Origin of the sequence: Frankia torreyi (genome assembly GCF_000948395.1) — a bacterium.
Taxonomy (GTDB): domain Bacteria; phylum Actinomycetota; class Actinomycetes; order Frankiales; family Frankiaceae; genus Frankia; species Frankia torreyi.
The window spans coordinates 15,945-35,371 of sequence record NZ_JYFN01000064.1; the positions used below are offsets into that span (position 1 = coordinate 15,945).

Genomic DNA, 19,427 nt, shown 5'->3' on the forward strand with positions numbered 1-19,427 from the left:
TCCGTTCCCGTCGATTGATGACGTCGTCAGCTATACCGGTATGCATAGTCCGGACGCAAGCGAAGGAAAGGAGTATCGGGTCCGGCGTGGTTCACTCATGCGGCGCACGGGAGGTGACCGTCCGGTGACCCACTGGTGTTCCGGTCCAGGTTATGGTGCGACAATCGCGCGATCGTCAGGCGAGGGTGACCGGGAGCTCGATGGGAAGAAACACAATGCCGAGGGTTTCGGTCGGTAAGCGATCGCCGCCCGGCCGAGGCGACCCTCGACGCCGTGGCCGGCGCCGAGGTCAGCGGCCATGGCGGTCCGGTTCGCGGACCCCGGGACGGTGCGCGGGCGCGCGGAACTTCCTATTGCCCGATCGGGAGGGGGCCGGCCGGGCCTGCGGCGGCCGGGGGGCGGGTGACGATGGGCCCGCCGAGGTCGCTGGCCTCGCCGAGGTAACCGACGTGCCCGCGGAGGCAGCGCATGAGTTCCCCCGTCCTCGATCTTCCCCGGGCCGCAGACCCCGCCGGGAACCCCGCCTCGTACCCCGCCGTGGACCCCGACGAGTACATCGCCGCCCTGATGCGCTGGCACTTCACCGCGTCGACGGGCAGCCCGTTCTGGCTGCGCCGGGCGCGCAGCCTCGAGTTCGACCCGATCGCGGACGTGCGCACCTTCGCCGACCTGCGGCTGTTCCCGAACGTCGTCGACGAGTTCCGAGACGTGCCCGTCGAGGACCTGATCCCGCGCGGGCTCACCGGCGAGGACCGGGTGATCGCCGGCGTCTACGAGAGCGGCGGGACCACCGGGTCGCCGAAGCGGTTCGTCATGTTCGACCGCTGGATGGAGTTCGCGCTCGGCTGGGACGAGTTCCACTACGCCGCTCTCGGGCCGGCGAACGTGCTGGCCGTCGCCCCCAGCGGCCCGCACATGTTCGGTGCGTTCGCCGCGCGCCGCGCGCGGCGCCACGACGGCGTGCGGTTCACCGTCGATCTCGACCCGCGGTGGATCAAGCGGCTCATCGAGCGTGACGGGCCCGGCGCGGCGGACCTCTACGCCGAGCACATCATCGACCAGGCGGCGCACATCCTGACCACCCAGGCGGTGGGCATCCTCATCACCACGCCCCCGCTGCTCGAACGGATGGCGCGCCGCGACGACCTCGTCGCGCTGATCCGCAAGAACGTCCGGTTCATCTGCTGGAGCGGCGCCCACATGGACGCCGACTCCCGGGAGATCTTCCAGACGGAGGTCTTCCCCGGCATCCCGCTCAAGGGCCTGTACGGCAGCACCACCATCCTCGGGATGTCCCGGGAACGCCCGGGGGAGGGGCTCGACGGCCTCGCGCTGTTCGACTCGCCGAGCCCGTACATCGCGTTCCGGGTCGTCGATCCCGCCACCGGCGACGACGTGAACCTCGGTGAACGCGGCCAGGTGGTGATGAACCACCTGACGAAGTACGCCCTGATCCCGAACAACCTCGAACGCGACCACGCCCTCGCGGTCGAACCGCCCCCCGGCTGGTTGGGCTGCTCGGTGGCCGACGTCGGCCCGGTCGCCACGTTCGACGATCACGCCGTCATCGAGGGGGTCTACTGATGGCCGAGTTCCTCCACATCGACGCGCTCGGGCCCACCGGGCCCTACCGCAGCCGCAACCGCCGGCCGCTGACCTCGCTGGCCGGCACCCCGATCGGCGAGATCAGCCAGGTGCCGTCGCTCTACGTGCGCCGCACCATCGCGGCGATGCGCGCCGCCCCGGTGCTGGCGGGCGCGCAGCGTCTCGACGCCCTGGACGCCGCTGCCGAGCTGTTCGCGACCGCGCCCCTCGGCGGCCTCGGGCCGGACGAGTACGTGCGGCTGGTCTCGACCGCGTCGGGGGTGCCGCGCGCGGTGGTGCGCCAGTCGGTCGACTGGATCGTCGACGTGCTGCGCTCGCAGCGCACCACGGTCGAGCTGGCGATGCCGCGGGGCGCCGTCGGCGACTGGCGCGACGAGCGGACCAGGGCGGGCTCGGCGGTGTGGGCACGGCGCGGCGAGGTGTTCGCGGTGCACGCGGCCGGCAACACCCCGGCGGTGCACGGGCTGTGGCCGGAGGCGCTCGCCCTGGGCTACAAGGTGGTGGTGCGCCCGTCCACCCGCGAGCCGTACACGGCGTTGCGGCTGGTGGAGGCCCTGCGCCAGGCCGGCTTCCCGCCCGCGACCCTGACCCTGCTGCCCACCGACCACGACGTCGCCGACGTGATCATCGCCGAGGCCGACTACGCGATCGTCTACGGCGGCCAGGACGTCGTCGACAAGTACAGCGCCATCCCCACCGTGCTCACCCAGGGCCCGGGGCGCTCGAAGATCCTCGTCACGGCGGACGTCGACTGGCGGGAGAAGATCGACATCATCGCCGACTCGGTCAGCCACCTCGGCGGGACGGCCTGCACCTGCGCGAGCGCGGTGCTCGTCGAGGGTGACCCGGAACCGCTGGCCCGCGCGCTCGCCGAGCGGCTGGGGCGGATCCCGAGCCTGCCGGCCGACCATCCCGACGCCACTCTCACCGTGGCGCCGACCGCGTCGGTGGTCGAGGTCGACCAGTACCTGCACAAGGTCGCCGGGGACGCCCGGCCGCTGCTCGGCGGCGACACCATCGTCGACGAGCTGCCCTCCGGCGGTGCGGTGCTGCGGCCGGCCGTGCACCTGGTCGACTCGAGCGGCGCGGCGCAGCTCGGCGTCGAACTTCCCTTTCCCTGCGTCTGGGTCGGGCCGTGGCAGTCGGCGGACGGGATCGCCCCGCTGCGCGACTCGCTCGTCCTCACCGCGATGACCACCCGCGCCGAGCTGATCGACGCACTGCTCGACGAACCGTCGATCATCAATCTCTATCTCGGCGACAATCCCACCACCTGGCTGCGCCCGGGAATTCCACACGACGGGTATCTCGGCGAGGTTCTCATGCGCACCAAGGGAATGATCCGCACGGCGGTCGGACCCGCGGCGGCCTGACCCGTCGGCGCGAACAGCGCGAACAGCGCGATCCGCGTCGCTGTTCCGGTGGCGTCGCCGGCTCTGGCGACCGGCGGCGCCACCACCACTTCAGCCCGCCGACCTCAGGCCGCGGCGGTCAGCAGGCAGGTGCAGCTTCCATGCGCGACGAGCTTGCCGGCGGAATTCGTGACCTGGGCCTCGGCCGTCGCCGTCCGGCGCCCCACGTGAACCGTCCGGCCGACGCATTCCAGCGCCGCCGCGTCGAGATTCACCGACCGCACGAAATTCACCTTCAGCTCCAACGTCGTGTAAAACAGGTCGGCCGGCAGGCTCGTGTACACGGCGCTGCCCATCGCCGTGTCCATCAGCGTCGCGATGACGCCGCCGTGCACCGTGAACATCGCGTTGGCCGCAGCCGGCGACGGTTGCAGCGTCCAGACCGTCCGCCCCACCTCGAGGGTCCGCACCCGAACGCCCAGTGAGTGGCCCACGCCGACCCCCTCCGCGAGGCCGTGTTCCAGCAGTACGCGAAGATCGTCGATGCGCTTGGCGACCTCGGCCTGCGCGCTGATGCCGTTGTGCTCCACCGCTGCACCTCTCTGTTTCGGACGGGGTTCTGTTCCGGACGGGGTCGAATATCCGGACACGTTATCCGCATCGATGGACCCGTGTCGCCGAGTCGCGGCCGCGGCGTGCGGGCCACGTGGCAAACAACGGCCGAACTCGCGTCGACTCCGCGGGGTTGATGTTCGGAATATCCGGTGAACCGCGATAACCTGCCTCCTCGTATTTCTCTCGCGGTAACCTTCGGCCGATTCGTCCTGCTTATTGTCCCCGGCGATGGATCGATTGGAGAGATGGCTCTTTCGTTGACCCGCCGGCGTCGGATTGTCAGGCTTGCGGAGGCGACATCGAGCGGTCCGGAAGACCGGTCGAAAGGCTCCGCCGCCGTCCGGCCGGACCGGGAGTTTCCCCGGCCGCCTGTTGTTTCCCGCCTTCGTGCGACCACGTCCGGCCACCGCACCTGACACCTGCACCGCACCTGACACCTGCACCGCACCGGACACCTGCCCAGAACGGGAGAGCATCTGATGCGAGGCACGACGCTGCCCGGCGCCCTCGACGAGGCGGCCGCGACCGGGCCCGACATCGCCGTGAGCTTCCCCTCCTCGGCCGAGCGGCTCACCCTGACCGCGCTCGCCGCGCGTACGACCGCGCTCGCCCGCGCCCTGGTCGCCGAGGGCGTGGCGCCCGGGGAGCGGATCGGGGTGTTCAGCCGGAACAACGCCGACTTCATGACCGCGGTCATCGCGGTCGGCCGGGCCGGCGCCGCCGCCTGCCCGCTGCCGCTGCCGACCTCGGCGGGCGACCTCGCCGGCTACGCCGCCCGAATCGCCGCCGTGACGAGCGCGGCCGGCGTCGGGCGTGTGCTGGTCGGGGCGGGGGCCGACGGCCTGACCCGCCGGCTCGCGCCGGTGCTGCCCGCGCTGCGGTTCGACGGCATCGCCGGGCTCGTCCGATCGGCCCGCGACGGCGTGGCGCTGCCGGACGTGTCGCCGTCCGACCTGGCGATCGTCCAGTTCACCTCGGGCAGCACCGCCGTGCCCAAGGGCGTCGTGCTGACCCACCGCAACGTCGTGCACGGCACCGCGGCCATCGCCGACGGCATCGGGCTGGGGGTCGGCGACCACGGCGCCACCTGGCTGCCGCTCTACCACGACATGGGCCTGTTCGGCGCGCTGAGCGCGATCCTCACCGCGGTGCCGATGACGATCTGGTCGCCGTCGACGTTCATCAAGGATCCGGCGTCCTGGCTGCGCTCGTTCGCCGAGATCGGCGCCACCGTCGCCCCGTCGCCGAACTTCGGCTACGACGCCCTGCTGGCGGCGGTCGACCCGGCCGAGGTCGCGGGCCTGGACCTGCGCCGCTGGCGGGTGGCGCTCAACGGCGCGGAGCCGGTGAGCCCGGTCACCGTGCAACGTTTCGGCGCGCACTTCGCCCCGGCCGGGTTCGCCCCCGAGGCGATGTTCCCCGTCTACGGGATGGCCGAGGCGACCCTCGCCGTGACCTTCCCGCCCCTGGGCCGGCCGCCGGTGACGACCTGGGTCGACCGCGACCGGCTGGCCCGTGACGGCGTCGCGGTGCCGGCGCCCGCCGGCGACGCCGGGGCCCGCGGGCTGGTCGGCGTCGGGCGGCCGGTGCGGGGGATGCGCCTGCGGATCGTCGACGGCCGCCGTCGCGCCGTCCCCGACGGGACCGTCGGGGAGATCGAGATTGCCGGCGACGCGGTCACCGCCGGCTACCTCACCGCCGGCGGCCCGCCGACGGCGCTCGAAGCCGACCCGGCGGGCGAGCGGTGGCTGCCGACCGGCGACCTCGGCTTCCTCGCCGCCGGCGAGCTGCACGTCAGCGGCCGGCGCAAGGAGATGATCATCGTTCGCGGGGTGAACTACTACCCCGAGGACGCCGAGGCCCTCGTCCGCGACGCCCCGGGGGTGTACCGCCGCCGGTGCGTCGCCGTCGCCGACACCGACGACTCCGGGGCCGGTGCCGAGTCGCTGACCGTGATCGCCGAGACCACCCTCGACGACGCCGCCGACCGGATTCGGCTGGCCGCCGACCTGCGGGTCGCCGTCGGGTCCGCGCTCGGACTGGCCGAGGTGTCGGTGCGCCTGGTGGCCCCCGACGCCCTCCCGCGGACCTCGAGCGGGAAGTTCCGCCGCGCCGAGGCCCGTGACCTCGCCCGCCAGTGATCCCGACGGAGGTAGGACCGACATGCACGGCTACGACGTCTTCCGCCACTACGAGCAGAAGCGCTGGACCCTCGCCGAACTGCCGTTCGACGACATCGACCGCGACCGCGTGCGACCCGAGTACGTCACGATGGTCAAGAGCTCCGTGATGGGGGAGGCCAACTCGATCGCCGCCCAGCACGGTTTCCTCAACGAGTTCGACGACTACGACTTCTCGACCTTCGTCGCCGTCTGGGGCTACGAGGAGCTGCAGCACCACTTCGCGTTCCGGACCTGGCTGGACGCGGTCGGCGTGGCGATGCCCGCCGCCCCCGTCCAGGCGATGCGCGCGCCCTACGCGCCCGGCACCACGCCGAGCGCGACGCTCGCCACGAACATCATCTCCGAGCTGACGGTGAACCACGTCTACCGGTCCGTGGCCGCCTGGGTCGACGAGCCGGTCCTGCGCTCGCTGATGCTGCGCGCCAGCCGGGACGAGGCCGGCCACGCCCGCGAGTTCCTGCACTACGCGCGCCGGCGCCTGGCGGCGTACCCCGACGAGCTGCCCTCGGTGCTGGAGACGCTGTACGTCTACACCTCCGAGGCGCGGATCAAGCATCCGGTCGGGGTGTTCAAGAGCGGGCTGGCCGAGGTCGCGAACCACGAGACCATCGACACCGCGTTCGACATGTTCCTCGCGGGCATCGCCACCGAGGGCGAGCTCGACCGACTCCAGGACAACATCCGCCGGGCCTTCGCCGCGCTGACCGGACTGGACCTGAGCACCAACGGCCGCGTCCGCCGGCGTCTCGCCGAGGCGCTGGCGTGACCGCCCCGGAGCTGCCCTGGGCGGTCCTGGCGGACTACCGCTGCTTCGGCTGTTCGCCGCACAACCCCCACGGCCTCGCGCTTGAGTTCGCCGAGCACCCCGAGGGCCTGCAGACCACCTTCGACCTTGGCCGCAGCTACGAGTCGTACCCGGGGGTCGTCCACGGCGGACTGCTCGGCGTCGTCTGCGACGAGACGATGGGCAACCTCATCGTCGTGCGCACCGGGCTGGTGGCCTTCACCGTCAGCATGCGGACGCGCTACCTCGCCCCGGTCGCCACCGGGCGCAGCTACACCTGCGTGGCCCGCCTCGGCGCCGGCAGCGCCGGTGGGGCCGGTGGGGCCGGTGGGGCCGCCGGCTCGCCCCTGATCAGCGCGACCGCGGAGATCATCGACGCCGACGGCGTCGGAGTCGTGAGCGCGTCCGCGACCTACCGCAACGTCCCCTTCGGTACCGCCCGGGAGCGCATCGCCCTGACCAACCCCGAGGCCGACCGACTCCACCAGGCGCTGTCCCCCACTCCGGCGCCGCTCCCCACTCCGGCGCTGTCCACCGCCCCGGCGCCGTCCAGCACCCCGGACGGCCCCGTCCCCGTTGAGGAGACCCTGTGACCACCGACGCTGACGGCATCCTCCGGCAGATCACCGAAATCGTCGCCCGGGAACTCGCCGTGCCCGCCGAGTCCCTCGCCGCCGACACCGACCTGCGCGCCATCGAGGGCGCCGACTCCGTCCGGCTGCTGCGGGTCGTCGCCAAGGTCGAGCAGACCTGGGACATCGAGCTCGACGACGAGGACGTCTTCACCGTCTCCTCCGTCGCGGAGCTGGCCGGCGTCGTCCGCGAGGCGCTGCAGGTGAAGGCCGCGTGACCACCTCCGCCGAGCTCGCCGCCGCCCCGTCCGCGCCCGCGGGCGAGACCAACCAGCACTACGACCTCGACCCGGAGATCTTCGGGCTGTTCCTCGACCCGCTGCGCAAGTACTCCTCCGGGCTCTACCGGCGTCCCGGGCTCACCCTCGCCGAGGCGCAGGTCGCCAAGCTGCACTTCGTCGCGGACCGGCTCCGACTGGCCCCCGGGCAGCGGCTGCTCGACGTCGGCTGCGGCTGGGGATCGCTGATCCTGTTCATGGCGCGGGAGTACCGCGCCGAGGTGACCGGGGTCAGCCCGGCCGGGCGCCAGCACGAGTTCATCGCCGCCCGCGCCGCGCAGCTGGGCCTGACCGATCTCGTCTCCACCCGCGTCGGGAAGTTCGCCGACGTGGAGCTCCCGGCGCGCTCGTTCGACGCGGTCACCATGCTCGGCTCGATCGTCCACATGCCCGACGTCGACGCCGCGGTGCGCCGCGCCCGGTCCATGCTGCGCCGCGGCGGCCACTTCTACGTCTCGGAGAGCTGCTTTCGCAACGCCGCGGCCCGTGAGGAGTTCGACCGCCGCGCCGGCACCGAGTTCGTGCGTAACTCGATCTTCGGCTGGGGTGACATGCGGCCGCTGTCGGAGCTGGTGCGCGCGGTCGAGGACGCCGGCTTCTCGGTGACGAGCGTCGACGACCTCACCGACGACTACCGCCGCACGATCGACGACTGGCTGGAGCGCGTCGCCGCCGGCGCGGCCGCGATCGACGAGCTGCGCCCGGGCACGTCGGCGGAGCTGACCCGCTACCTGGAGGTAGCGAACGCCGGGTGGGGCTTCACGACCAAGCACTACGCCCTGGTCTGCCGCAACGCCCGCTGACCGGAGGAACGATGACGACCACGAGCGACCCCCACCCGACGATCCCGGCGATCCCCGCCCGGTCGGTCGGACTGCCCGCCGAGGACCTCGACCGGGCGGTCACCGCCTTCATGGCCGCCTCCCCGGTGACCCGCCGGTGGGACGTCGAGACCGCCTTCGACTGGGCGGCGGCCGACGCCGACCGGCTCACCGAGGGCCAGCGTTCCGCCGTCCGGTTCATCACGTTCATCGAGGATCACCTGCCGGGCTACTTCGCCCTCTACGGCAGCCGGTTCCCGCTCGACGGCGACGTCGACGTCGAGACGTTCCTGCTCAACCGCGAGATCTACCACTTTACGGTGCGCTGGGCGCAGGAGGAGGACAGCCACGCCCGCGCCCTGTTCCGCTACCAGGTGGAGTCGGGCATCGCGCAGCCGGCGGCCCTGCGCCGCGAACTCGCCGAGGAGGGGCGCAAGCAGTTCGCGCTGCCCCACGAGCACCCGGCCGCGCTGTTCGCCTACACGCTCGTGCAGGAGAAGGCCACCCAGATCTACTACCAGAACCTGCGGGCCGTCGTCGGTGACCCGGTGCTCGCCGAGGTCCTGGGCCGGCTCAGCCGCGACGAGGCCCGCCACTTCACGTTCATGGCCGACATGGTCGACCTCTACCTGCGCCGCTACGGCGACGCCGTCGTCGAACCGATCCGCGAGGCGGTGGCGCAGTTCCGGATGCCGCTGGCGGACACGCTGCGCGGCTACTGGCGCTGGGCGCTGCGGATCGCCGACACCGCCCACTACGACCACACCGAGGCCTACGACCACCTCGTCCGGGTCGTGCGCCGCGCGGTGGACGCGCCGTCCGACCGCGTCGACGAACTGGCCAGGTTCGTGCGGGCCTGCCGCGCGACGGATCCGACCCCCGCGCCGCGCTGACCGCCTCCGCCCGCCGTCCCCACCCCAGGAGCCCGCCGTGGACATCGGCACCGACACGTCTCCCGTCCTGGCCGCCGGTACCGCGACGGCCCTGACCCCGCCGGCGGATCTCACCGTGGACCAGGCGGCGCTGAACATCTTCGACCCCGCCTGGCATCACGACACCTTCCCCAACTACCAGGTCCTGCGCGAGGCCGGTCCGTTCGCGCCCGGCCCGCTGGGCCTGCGGCTGGTGACCCGCTACCGGGAGGTCGAGGCGATCCTGCAGGACTCGGCGTGGAGCCACGCCGAGGAAGGCGAGATCATGCATCCCGACAGCGACGGATCGGACCTGCCGACGTCGTTCCTGTGGATGGAACCGCCGGACCATACCCGGATCCGCCGGCTGGTCGGCAAGGCGTTCAGCGCGCGGCGGATCGAGGGGCTGCGCGCGCGGGTCACCGAGGTCGCGGGCGGGCTCGTCGACGCCGCGATCGCCGCGGGCGAGGCCGACCTGGTCGAGGCGATCGCCTACCCGCTGCCGCTGACGATGATCGCCGAGCTGATGGGCGTGCCGGCGGCCGACCACGCGGCGGTGCGATCGATGTCCTTCGGGCTCGCCCGCGGACTGGACCCCGACATCCTGCTGTCCCAGGCCGAGATCGACCTGCGGCGCGACTCGGCCGCGGCGTTCCGGGAGTACTTCACCGATCTCGTCGCCCGCCGGCGTGCCGACCCGGCCGACGACCTCGTCAGCGCGCTGGCCCTGGCGGAGGCCGAGGGCGATCGGCTGACCAGCGACGAGATGCTCGCGACCCTGGTGGTGCTGCTCGTCGCCGGCCACGAGACCACGGTGAGCCTGATCTCCAGCACGTTCCTGATGCTGATGCGCAACCCCGACCAGTACGCGGCGCTGCGGGCGGACCCGGACCTGGCCGCGCCGGCCGTGGACGAGCTGATGCGCTACTGCACCCCCTCGCACCTCACGACCCGGGTCGCCACCCGCGACGTCGAGGTGCTCGGCGAGCGGTTCACCGCGGGCGACGGGGTGATCATCCTGCTCGCGTCGGCGAACCGCGACGCCGAGCTCTACGCCGACCCCGAGCGGCTCGACCTCGCCCGGTACGCGGGCGGCGGCGCGGTGCCCCGCCATCTCGCCTTCGGCCGCGGGCACCATTACTGCATCGGCGCACCGATGGTGCGTCTGGAGATGGAACTGCTGCTGCGGACGTTGGCGCTGCGCGCACCCCGGCTGACGCCGCTGGTCGACCCGCCGCCCTACCGTCCCAACCTCGTCGTGCGTGGCATCGCGGAGCTGCCGGTGCGGATCGACAGCTGAGTCCTCCAGCGCCGGCCAGCCGGGTGTGGCGGGGCTCACGCCGCTCGGCAGGCGTCCGACACTCCGGTGACTTGCGGCGGGAAGGTGCGGTTCACCAGAGGTTATCTGGCACCGTTAGGCTTGCGCTCGACGCCCCTGTGGAGGTGGCAATGGAGTTGCGGCACCTGGTGTCCTTCCTTGCTATCGCGGACGAGCTGCATTTCGGCCGCGCTGCCGCTCGACTACATCTTTCGCAGCCATCCCTGAGTCAACAACTACAACGACTGGAACGAAGTCTCGGTGTCGAGCTGGTGGCCCGGACGTCCCATGATGTCCGGCTCACCGCCGCCGGAAAGGCCTTCGAGGCCGAGGCGCGGGCCATCATCTCGCAGATGCGCAAGGCCACCCACACCGCCCGCGAGGTCGCGGCCGGCCGGACCGGGGTGGTGAGCGTCGGGTACAACTTCCCCGGCGGTCAGCACGTCGTCCCGGCCGCGCTCACGAAGATGTCGGCCGAATATCCCGACGTCAGCGTCACGCTGGTGGAGCAGCGCACCGGTCCACAGCTTTCCGCGCTTGCCGCCGGCGATCTCGACATCGCCATCGTCTACGGTCGTCCGACCTCGCCCGAGTTCCGCTCCCGGCGACTTTTCCGGGTGCCGCTCGTCGCGGTCGTCGGCCATGGGCACACGTGGGCGGGGCGCGGTGGCATTCCCTTCGGGGAGCTTGCCCGCCAGCAGTGCGTCCTGTTCGCCCGGGAGAAGAGCCCGGCGATGTACGACGCGATCCAGGCGGCCGCCGAGGCCAGCGGCATCACCCTGTCGGTCGCCCACGAGGTGGACGACCCGAGCGCGACCACCATCATCGTGTCGGTGAAACCGCTGGTCGGGTTCGCCTCGGCGTCGCGCGGGCTGAACATCGGCTCCGCGGTCGGGGGCCCGCGGCCGGCCGCGGTCCAGCTCTACGACCCGGTACCCACCCTGGATCTCTACGTGGTCTGGCGGGCGGCGAATTCGGCGCCGTTGGTGGACATCTTCGTCGACTGTATCGAGGCGGCCCGGCCTTTCCAGGTTCCAGCATACGGTCACGCCGAATCAAGAGTGAGGCGATAGGAAAGGCCGACCGTTCATTCAGGGAAAGCGCCTTGCCGCGTTCTCGGAATAATCCGAGACTCGGGCGTGAAATGCTGGAACGCACTTCACCGTGCGGATGGCTGCGTCCGCGCCACGCGGAAAGGTGATGACACGTGCAGAAATCCACCTCGGCCGGCGGCCCCGTCCTGCCGGACGACCAGGGACTCTGGTCCGTGGTCGACGGGGGCGCCCAGGCGCATCCCGAGCGGCCCCTGCTGGGCCGCACCGACCTTCCCGGCGAGGCGATCCACGAGATCAGCAGCGGCGAGTTCGCCGACCAGGCCCGGACGGTGGCGGCCGAGCTGCTGGCCCTCGGAGTCGCGCACGGCGACCGGGTCGCCATCATGGGGCGCACCGACTATCCCTGGGCGCTGCTGAGCGTCGCCGCCCTCGGTGTCGGCGCGGTGATCGTCCCCGTGTACCCGACGGCGTCGGCGGTGCAGGTCCGCCACGTCCTGACCGACTCCGGCGCCGCGTGGGCGTTCGCCGAGACCGACGAGCAGGTGCGGCAGGTCAGCGAGGCCGGCGCCGCCGGGCTGCGCCGCCCGGCGTGGCCCCTGGAACAGGTCGACGACTGGGTGGCCGCGGCGGCGGGCTCGACCGCTGTTGCTGCCGCTACCCCTGTTGCTGCCGCTATCGCTGCCGATACCGCTGCCGCTACCGACGCCGGGGCACGGCGGGCCGCGCTCGACGAGGAGTTCGCCCAGCGGGCCGGCAAGGTCCGCGCCGACGACCTGGCGATGATCATCTACACCAGCGGCACCACGGGCCTGCCGAAGGGCTGCATGCTCACCCACCGCAACATGTTCGCCTCCTCGGCGGGCACGGTGGAGCAGACCGGCGAGCTGTTCCGCACCGCCGAGCAGGGCCCGCAGGCCACTGTGCAGGCCACCACGGCGCAGGCCACGGTGCAGGCCACCACGGCGCTGTGCCTGCCGCTGTCGCACGTGTTCGGCCAGACGATCCTGTTCGCCTGCCTGTACGCGGGGACGCGCACCGTCCTGCTCCCCGGCATACCCGAGCTGCTGCCCGCGATGGCGCAGATCCGCCCGACGTTCCTCGCCCTTGTGCCGTACGCGCTGGAGAAGATCCGCAAGCGGGTGCGGGACCTGCCCTCCGACGACGTCTCCGCGGCGTTCGGCGGCCGGCTGACCCAGGTGATCTGCGGCGGCGCCTCGCTCGACGACACCACCGCGGCGTTCTTCGCCAGCGCGGGCGTCAACGTGCTGAACTGCTACGGCCTGACCGAGGCCGCCACGGCGGTCACGGTGAACGCCCCGGCCACCAACCGGCCCGGGACCGTCGGACGGCCGATCCCGGGAACGACGGTCGCGATCGCCGACGACGGGGAGGTGCTCGTCCAGGGCGCCAACGTCTCGCCCGGCTACTGGTCGGCCGGTGAGCGCGCCGTCGGCCGCGACGCCACCGGGCCGGAGGAGGACCGCTGGCTGCACACCGGCGACGTCGGCCGCCTCGACCCAGACGGCTACCTGGTCATCACCGGGCGCCGCAAGGAGATCCTGGTGACCAACAGCGGCAAGAACGTCGCGCCGACGCCGCTGGAGGACCGGGTGCGCCTGCACCGGCTGGTCAGCAACTGCATGGTCGTCGGGGAGGCCCGCCCGTTCGTCTCGGCGCTGATCACCGTGGACCCGGCGCCGCTGGCCGCCTGGGCCGCGGCGAACGGCGTGCCGCTGGACGGCGCGCAGGACTGGCGGGAGCACCCGCGGCTGCTCGCCGAGCTCCAGCTCGCCGTCGACGACGCCAACAGCCTCGTCTCCCGGGCCGAGTCGATCCGGAAGTTCCGCGTGCTCGACGGCGACTTCACCGTCGAGCGCGGCCATCTCACGCCTTCCATGAAGCTGCGCCGCGCGATCATCGAGCGGGAATTCACCGAAGCGATCGCATTTCTTTACCAGTGATCTGCGCCACTCGATTGAGTGGGCTTATCGGCCGATGAGATGTCGGCCTGTCCATTGACCGACGATCTGACCGATCAGCACCATGACAAGGTAGCCGGCCCGAACGCTGCGCTGCCGGCGGCCGCCGGACGGCCGCCGGCGGTCTACAACGGGAGGACAATGCCATGTACGACGTCATCGTGGTGGGCGCGCGCTGCGCCGGATCGCCCCTGGCGATGCTGCTCGCGCGGCGCGGGCACAAGGTGCTCGTGGTGGACCGTGCCACCTTTCCGAGCGACACCGTCTCCACGCACTACATTCATCAGGCCGGCCTGTCCCGACTTCAGGACTGGGGCATTCTGGACCGTCTCGTCGCCACCGAGCCGCCGGCGATGCGGCATCTGACGTTCTCCTACACGGACATCTTTCTCGAGGGTTTTGCGGACCCGATCGACGGAATCACCGAGGTGTACTCCCCGCGCCGGACGATCCTCGACGAGATCCTCGTCGACGAGGCGCGCAGGGCCGGCGCCGAGGTCGTCGAGGGGTTCACCGTCACCGACGTGATCTTCGCCGAGGGGCGCGCCGCCGGCGTGCGCGGACGCATCGGCGACGGCCCGGAACGCGAGTTCACCGCCCGGTTCGTGGTCGGTGCCGACGGCCGCAACTCGACCGTGGCGGGCCTGGTCGGGGCCGAGATCTACCGGTCCGTCCCCGCGGCCTGCTTCGTCTACTACTCGTACTATGACGGGCTGGACTGGACGTTCCAGCACCGCACCGGCTTCGGTGAGCAGCAGCTCGGCGCGTGGCCGACGCACAACGACCAGCACCTCGTCGCCGTGATGCGTCGCAAGGAGCGGATGCGCGAGTTCCGGGCCAACGTCGAGGGCAGCTTCCACGAGATCATCGACCAGGTCGTGCCCGAACTCGGCGAGGACCTGCGCACGAACGGAAAGCGGGCGGAGAACTTCCGCGCCATGGCCTACCCGGACAACTTCTACCGCCGTTCCGCCGGCCCCGGCTGGGCGCTCGTCGGTGATGCCGGATACCACAAGGACCCGTTCACCGGCTGGGGTATCACCGACGCACTGAAGTACACCGAGGTGCTCGCGGAGAAGCTGCACGAGGGTCTTTCCGGTTCGCGTCCGATCGATGAGGCGGTCGAGGAGTACACGAAGATCCGTGATGCCGAGAGCAACGGCACCTTCGAACTCACCTGCAGCCTCGCGGAACTCAGCCTCACTCCCTACTACGACTCCGTGTTCCGGGCCACCAGCATGAGCCCGGAATACACGACGAAGTTCTTCGGTCTCATCGCCGGCGGAATTCCCGGCGAGGAGTTCTTCGCCCCGGCGAACCTCGAGCGGCTCTACGAGGACGTCAACATGCCGGCCGACCGGAGGATTCTCACCCGTTCCTGAGCGCGACCGCGCCGCCGACCGCCACTGCTCGGCCGGGCGCCATCTGCGCCGCCGACCGCCACGAAAGGCCCCGAACATGCCCGCAGTCAGGTTCACGGCCCTCGGCGACAGCTTCGTCGAGGGCCGTGGTGACGTCGCCGCCGACGGCACCTACATCGGCTGGGCCAGCCGGTTCGCCCGGCGGATGGGCGTGGCCGCCCGCGAGGTCCGCAACCTCGGCGCCTACCAGACGACCACGCAGCAGGTCGTCGACCGGCAGCTGCGCCCGGCCCTGGCCCGCAAGTCGCCGCTGATCGGCGTGGTGGTCGGCGTCAACGATCTCGTCCAGGACTTCGATCCCGACCGGTTCGCCCGCAACCTCGACACGATCTTCCGGTCGCTGGCGGGCCTGGACACCACCGTGTTCACCGCCAGCTACCCCGACATCCCCGCGAACCTGCCGCTGCCGGAGGAGTTCCGCGGCCTGTTGCGCGAGCGGTTCGTGTTCGCGAACAGCGTCCTGCGCGAGGTGTGCGAGGCGACCGGGACGCTGCACCTGGACATCGCCGCCCACTCCGACTGGGCCGGGCGGCGGCTGTGGAGCCCCGACGGCCTGCATCCCAACGCCGAGGGACATCGCCTGTTCGCCGAGCAGATGGCGGACCTCGTCGAGCGCACGTCCTGGCTGACGGCCGCCTGAGCCGCCCAGTCCGCCGGCGTCGCCCGGCAGAGAAGGGAAAAGGGAAAATCGTGACCCAGCCAGCGCTCCCCCTGAGCCCGTCCGAGCCCGACGGTTTCGACGACCGCCGGCTCGCCCGGACCCCGATCGCGATTGTGGGCATGTCCGGCCTGTTCCCGATGGCCCGCAACCACCGCGAGTACTGGCAGAACGTCGTCGACGGGGTGGACTGCACGACCGAGGTGCCACCGTCGCGGTGGGACCTCGACGACTACTACGACAGCGATCCCGCCGCGCCGGACAAGACCTACTCGCGGCGCGGCGCCTTCATCCCGGACGTCGAGTTCAGCCCGCTGGAGTTCGGCCTGCCGCCGAACCAGCTCGAGGTCACCAGCACGATGCAGACCCTCAGCCTCGGCGTCGCCCGCGACCTGCTGCGCGACGCGGGCGCCCGCGACGCCGCGGGAGCGGACGCGGACTGGTACGACTCCGGGCGCACCGGCGTCGTGCTCGGCACGACCGGCCCGGTCCCCCTCATGCACCCGCTTGCGGCCCGGCTGTCCACGCCGGTGCTACGCGAGGCGGTGCGTAGCTGCGGGCTGAGCGAGGCCGACGCCGACGCGATCAGCCGCAAGTACGTCGAGGCGTTCGCGCCCTGGGAGGAGAACTCCTTTCCCGGCCTGCTCGCCAACGTGGTCGCGGGCCGGGTCGCCAACCGGCTCGGCCTCGGCGGGATGAACACGACGGTCGACGCGGCCTGCGCGGCGTCGCTGTCCGCGGTCCGCCTCGCCGTGGCGGAGCTGGTCGACGGCCGCGCCGACACGATGATCACCGGCGGCGTCGACACCGAGAACACGATCTTCATCTACCTGTGTTTCTCGAAGGTCCAGGCGCTGTCCAAGAGCGGCACGATCAGCCCCTTCTCCGACGACGCCGACGGCACCCTGCTCGGCGAGGGCATCGGCATGCTGGCGCTGCGCCGCCTCGCCGACGCCCAGCGCGACGGCAACCGGATCTACGCCGTGATCCGCGGCATCGGCTCGTCCAGCGACGGCCGGTCCAAGAGCATCTACGCCCCCCGCGCCGAGGGGCAGCGGGTGGCGCTGGACCGCGCCTACCACGACGCCGACTGCTCGCCAGCGTCGGTGGAGCTGTTCGAGGCCCACGCCACCGGCACCGCGGTCGGCGACCGCACGGAGCTCACCGCGCTCGGCGGCCTGCTGCGCGATGCCGGCGACGAGCGCAACTACGCGGCGCTGGGCAGCGTGAAGTCCCAGATCGGCCACACCAAGGGCGCCGCCGGCACGGCCAGCCTGATGAAGCTCGCCCTCGGTCTCTACCACAAGGTGCTGCCGCCGACGATCAACGTCGAGCGGCCGAACAGCGCCGTCGACTTCACCGACGCCCCCTTCTACGTCAACGTCGCGAACCGGCCGTGGATCCGTGACCCGCACCGGCCGGCGCGCCGGGCCGCCGCGTCCGCGATGGGCTTCGGCGGGACGAACTTCCACGTGGTCCTCGAGGAGCACTCGGGCGACCGGTCGGCCGTGCAGGTGCTGCACCGCACGGCCCGCGCGCACCTGTGGCACGCCCCGGACGTTCCCGCGCTGCTGGAACTGCTGCGTTCGGGCGCCCCCGGCGGCGACGGGCCCATCCCGGCCGACGCCGCCCGGGTCGGCTTCGTCGCCGTCGACGACGAGGGCGTCGACGAGCTGCGCGCACTCGCGCTCGCCCAGCTCGAGCGGGCCCCGGACGCGGTCGAATGGTCGCATCCCCGCGGCGTGCACTTCCGCCGTGCGGCCCGGCGAGGCGTCACCGTCGCCGGCCTGTTCGCCGGGCAGGGCAGCCAGTACCTCGACATGGGCCTCGACGCCGCGATCGGCGTCCCGCCGGTCGGGGCCGCCTTCGACGAGGCCAACGCCGCGTTCGACGGCGCCGAGCGGCGGCTCGCGCCGATCGTCTTCCCGCCACCGGTGTTCTCCGCGGCGCTGCGCCAGGAGCAGGAGGTGGCCCTGCGCGCCACCGAACACGCTCAGCCGGCGATCGGCGCACTGTCCGTCGGCCAGTTCCGCTACCTGCGCGAACTCGGCCTGCGTCCCGCCGGCTACCTGGGCCACAGCTTCGGTGAGCTCACCGCGCTGCACGCCGCCGGTGCCCTGGACGCCGCCGGCTACTTCCGTCTCGCCCGCGAGCGTGGCCTGGCCATGGCGCCCCCCGCCGACGACACCGGCGACCGCGGCACCATGGCCGCGGTGCCCGCGTCGCGCGACCGGGTCGCCGCGATGCTGACCGAGCACCCCGACCTGGTGATCTGCAACCACAACGCCCCGGAACAGGTCGTCGTCGGTGGGCCGACGGAGGCGGTCGCCGCCTTCGTCCGCCGCTGTGCGGACGAGGGACTCGACGCCCGCCCACTGCCGGTGTCCGCCGCCTTCCACACCCGCTACGTCGCCCACGCGGTCGACCGCTTCGCCGAGGCGCTGAGCACGGTCGGGATCGGCGAGCCGGCCGCGCCGGTCTACTCCAACACCCGCGGCGCGGGTTACGGCTCCGACAGCGCCGCCAACGCCGCCGTGCTGGCCCGCCAGCTTCTCGAGCCGGTGGAGTTCGTCGACGCGGTCCGCGCCGCCCACGCCGCCGGCTGCGACATCTTCGTCGAGTTCGGCCCGAAGCAGGTGCTGACCCGGCTCGTCCGCCAGATCCTCCCCGACGCCGACGTCGTCGCGATCCCCACCGACGCGGGCCCCCTCGGCAGTTCCGACGTCGCCCTGAAGCAGGCCGCCGTCCAGCTCGCCGTGCTCGGCGTCGACCTGTCCGGTCTCAACCGCCACCAGGCCGACCCGTTCGAGGCGGTCCCCGCCAAGGGCCCGACGGTGACCCTGTCCGCGCCCGAGTACACCCCGCCGGCGCGCCGGGCGGCCCACGCCGCCGCCCTCGGCGACGGCTACCGCATCACCGCCGCGGGCGCCCCCGCCGCGGCCGCCCTGCCCACCCCCCGGGCCGAGCTCACGTCCGAGGTGACCACGGTGGACTACGTCCCCGCCAGCGCGAACGGTGCCGGCGCGAACGGTGCCAGCGCGAACGGTGCTGGCGCGAACGGTGCTGGCGCGAACGGTGCCGGTGTGAACGGTGCCGGCGCGCACCACGACCTGAACGGCGCCGGCCTGCTCGACAGCGCTCCCGTGAACGGCGCGGGCCGCAACGGCGGCGGGTACCTCCCCGAGCCGGTGGCCGCCCATCACCCGCAGCCCGTCCCAGCCGACGGGGGAGCCGGCCTGTCCGCCGGGGCCGACATCCTCGCCCAGCAGGTCAACCTGCACGCGGTCTACCTGGAGAGCCAGCTCGACGTGGCCAACCGCCTCGTCGGCGCGCTGCAGGAGTACCAGCGCCGCGGCCAGGCCGACGAGCGGTTCACCGAGGCGGTCGCCACCGTGGCAGGCCAGAGCGTGGCCATCGGCCAGACGCACACCCGGGCCAACGAGGTGCTGGCCCAGCTCGCCGCGCTCGAACTGGCGACGGCAGACTCCGGTGCCCCGGCGCTGGGCGGTGGACACCGACCCGCCCTGCCGACCTCGTTCGGGCCGACCTCGTTCGCGCCGGCACCGGCCGCTCCCCGCGAGTTCCCGCCGACCCAGGCAGCGCTGGCCGCGCCCCCGATCACCGCGCCCCCGATCACCGTGACGCCCCCGGTCCCCGCTCCGGTCCCTGCTCCTGGTTCGACCCCTGCTCCTGGTTCGACCCCTGCTCCGGCCCAGCTCCCGATACCGGCCCAGCTCCCGATACCGGCCCAGCCGGTCACGCCGGATGCCCCTGGCGTCGGTGGTGCCGTCGATCGTGCGGCGGTGCGGGGTGCG

At 72.3% G+C, this 19,427-nt stretch carries 15 protein-coding genes; 14 read left to right on the plus strand and 1 reads right to left on the minus strand.

Annotated elements, in window-relative coordinates; genetic code table 11:
- Positions 1-468: 468 nt before the first annotated feature.
- Together FF36_RS26365 and FF36_RS26370 are read left to right on the plus strand one after the other, a co-directional pair.
- Complete coding sequence (locus FF36_RS26365) at positions 469-1,584, plus strand: acyl-CoA synthetase family protein (RefSeq protein WP_082122247.1); 1,116 nt, start codon at positions 469-471, stop codon at positions 1,582-1,584.
- A complete protein-coding gene (locus FF36_RS26370; RefSeq protein WP_044887886.1) occupies positions 1,584-2,978 on the plus strand; it encodes an aldehyde dehydrogenase family protein in 1,395 nt (464 codons plus the stop codon). Before FF36_RS26365 ends, FF36_RS26370 begins: the two co-directional genes overlap by 1 nt.
- Positions 2,979-3,082: 104 nt before the next feature.
- Here the strand turns inward: FF36_RS26370 and FF36_RS26375 are convergent, their stop codons facing one another.
- Positions 3,083-3,547 (minus strand): PaaI family thioesterase, encoded by a 465-nt coding sequence (locus tag FF36_RS26375; protein ID WP_044887887.1) that lies wholly within the window; start codon positions 3,545-3,547, stop codon positions 3,083-3,085.
- 504 nt (positions 3,548-4,051) lie between these two features.
- On the opposite strand from FF36_RS26375, the gene FF36_RS26380 reads away from it, so the two are divergent.
- From FF36_RS26380 to FF36_RS26435, 12 genes are all read left to right on the plus strand, one after another.
- Positions 4,052-5,713, plus strand: coding sequence for an AMP-binding protein (locus FF36_RS26380; protein ID WP_044887888.1), 1,662 nt, complete (start codon positions 4,052-4,054; stop codon positions 5,711-5,713).
- Positions 5,714-5,735: 22 nt separating this feature from the next.
- A complete protein-coding gene (locus tag FF36_RS26385; RefSeq protein WP_044887889.1) occupies positions 5,736-6,521 on the plus strand; it encodes a ferritin-like domain-containing protein in 786 nt (261 codons plus the stop codon).
- The gene (locus FF36_RS26390) at positions 6,518-7,132 is read left to right on the plus strand and encodes a PaaI family thioesterase (RefSeq protein WP_044887890.1); all 615 of its coding nucleotides are present in this window, start codon (positions 6,518-6,520) and stop codon (positions 7,130-7,132) included. Before FF36_RS26385 ends, FF36_RS26390 begins: the two co-directional genes overlap by 4 nt.
- Positions 7,129-7,389: an acyl carrier protein gene (locus FF36_RS26395; protein WP_044887891.1), complete on the plus strand. Its 261-nt coding sequence runs from the start codon at positions 7,129-7,131 to the stop codon at positions 7,387-7,389. The genes FF36_RS26390 and FF36_RS26395 overlap by 4 nt, the downstream gene beginning before the upstream one ends.
- Positions 7,386-8,252 (plus strand): SAM-dependent methyltransferase, encoded by an 867-nt coding sequence (locus FF36_RS26400; protein WP_044887892.1) that lies wholly within the window; start codon positions 7,386-7,388, stop codon positions 8,250-8,252. Before FF36_RS26395 ends, FF36_RS26400 begins: the two co-directional genes overlap by 4 nt.
- 11 nt (positions 8,253-8,263) lie before the next feature.
- Positions 8,264-9,163 (plus strand): acyl-ACP desaturase, encoded by a 900-nt coding sequence (locus FF36_RS26405; RefSeq protein ID WP_044887893.1) that lies wholly within the window; start codon positions 8,264-8,266, stop codon positions 9,161-9,163.
- Between the two features lie 37 nt (positions 9,164-9,200).
- The gene (locus tag FF36_RS26410) at positions 9,201-10,481 is read left to right on the plus strand and encodes a cytochrome P450 (protein WP_236706528.1); all 1,281 of its coding nucleotides are present in this window, start codon (positions 9,201-9,203) and stop codon (positions 10,479-10,481) included.
- 149 nt (positions 10,482-10,630) lie between these two features.
- On the plus strand, positions 10,631-11,572 hold the full coding sequence (locus tag FF36_RS26415; RefSeq protein ID WP_044887894.1) for a LysR family transcriptional regulator: 942 nt from the start codon (positions 10,631-10,633) through the stop codon (positions 11,570-11,572).
- 134 nt (positions 11,573-11,706) lie between these two features.
- Positions 11,707-13,515 (plus strand): AMP-dependent synthetase/ligase, encoded by a 1,809-nt coding sequence (locus FF36_RS26420; protein WP_044887895.1) that lies wholly within the window; start codon positions 11,707-11,709, stop codon positions 13,513-13,515.
- A 164-nt stretch (positions 13,516-13,679) separates the two neighbouring features.
- Positions 13,680-14,915 carry an NAD(P)/FAD-dependent oxidoreductase gene (locus tag FF36_RS26425; protein ID WP_044887896.1) on the plus strand — a complete coding sequence of 412 codons (1,236 nt, stop codon included), beginning with the start codon at positions 13,680-13,682 and terminating at the stop codon, positions 14,913-14,915.
- A 76-nt stretch (positions 14,916-14,991) separates the two neighbouring features.
- A complete protein-coding gene (locus FF36_RS26430) occupies positions 14,992-15,594 on the plus strand; it encodes an SGNH/GDSL hydrolase family protein (protein WP_044887897.1) in 603 nt (200 codons plus the stop codon).
- A 50-nt stretch (positions 15,595-15,644) separates the two neighbouring features.
- On the plus strand, positions 15,645-19,427 hold a 3,783-nt coding region (locus FF36_RS26435; protein ID WP_128423395.1), incomplete at its 3' end, for a type I polyketide synthase.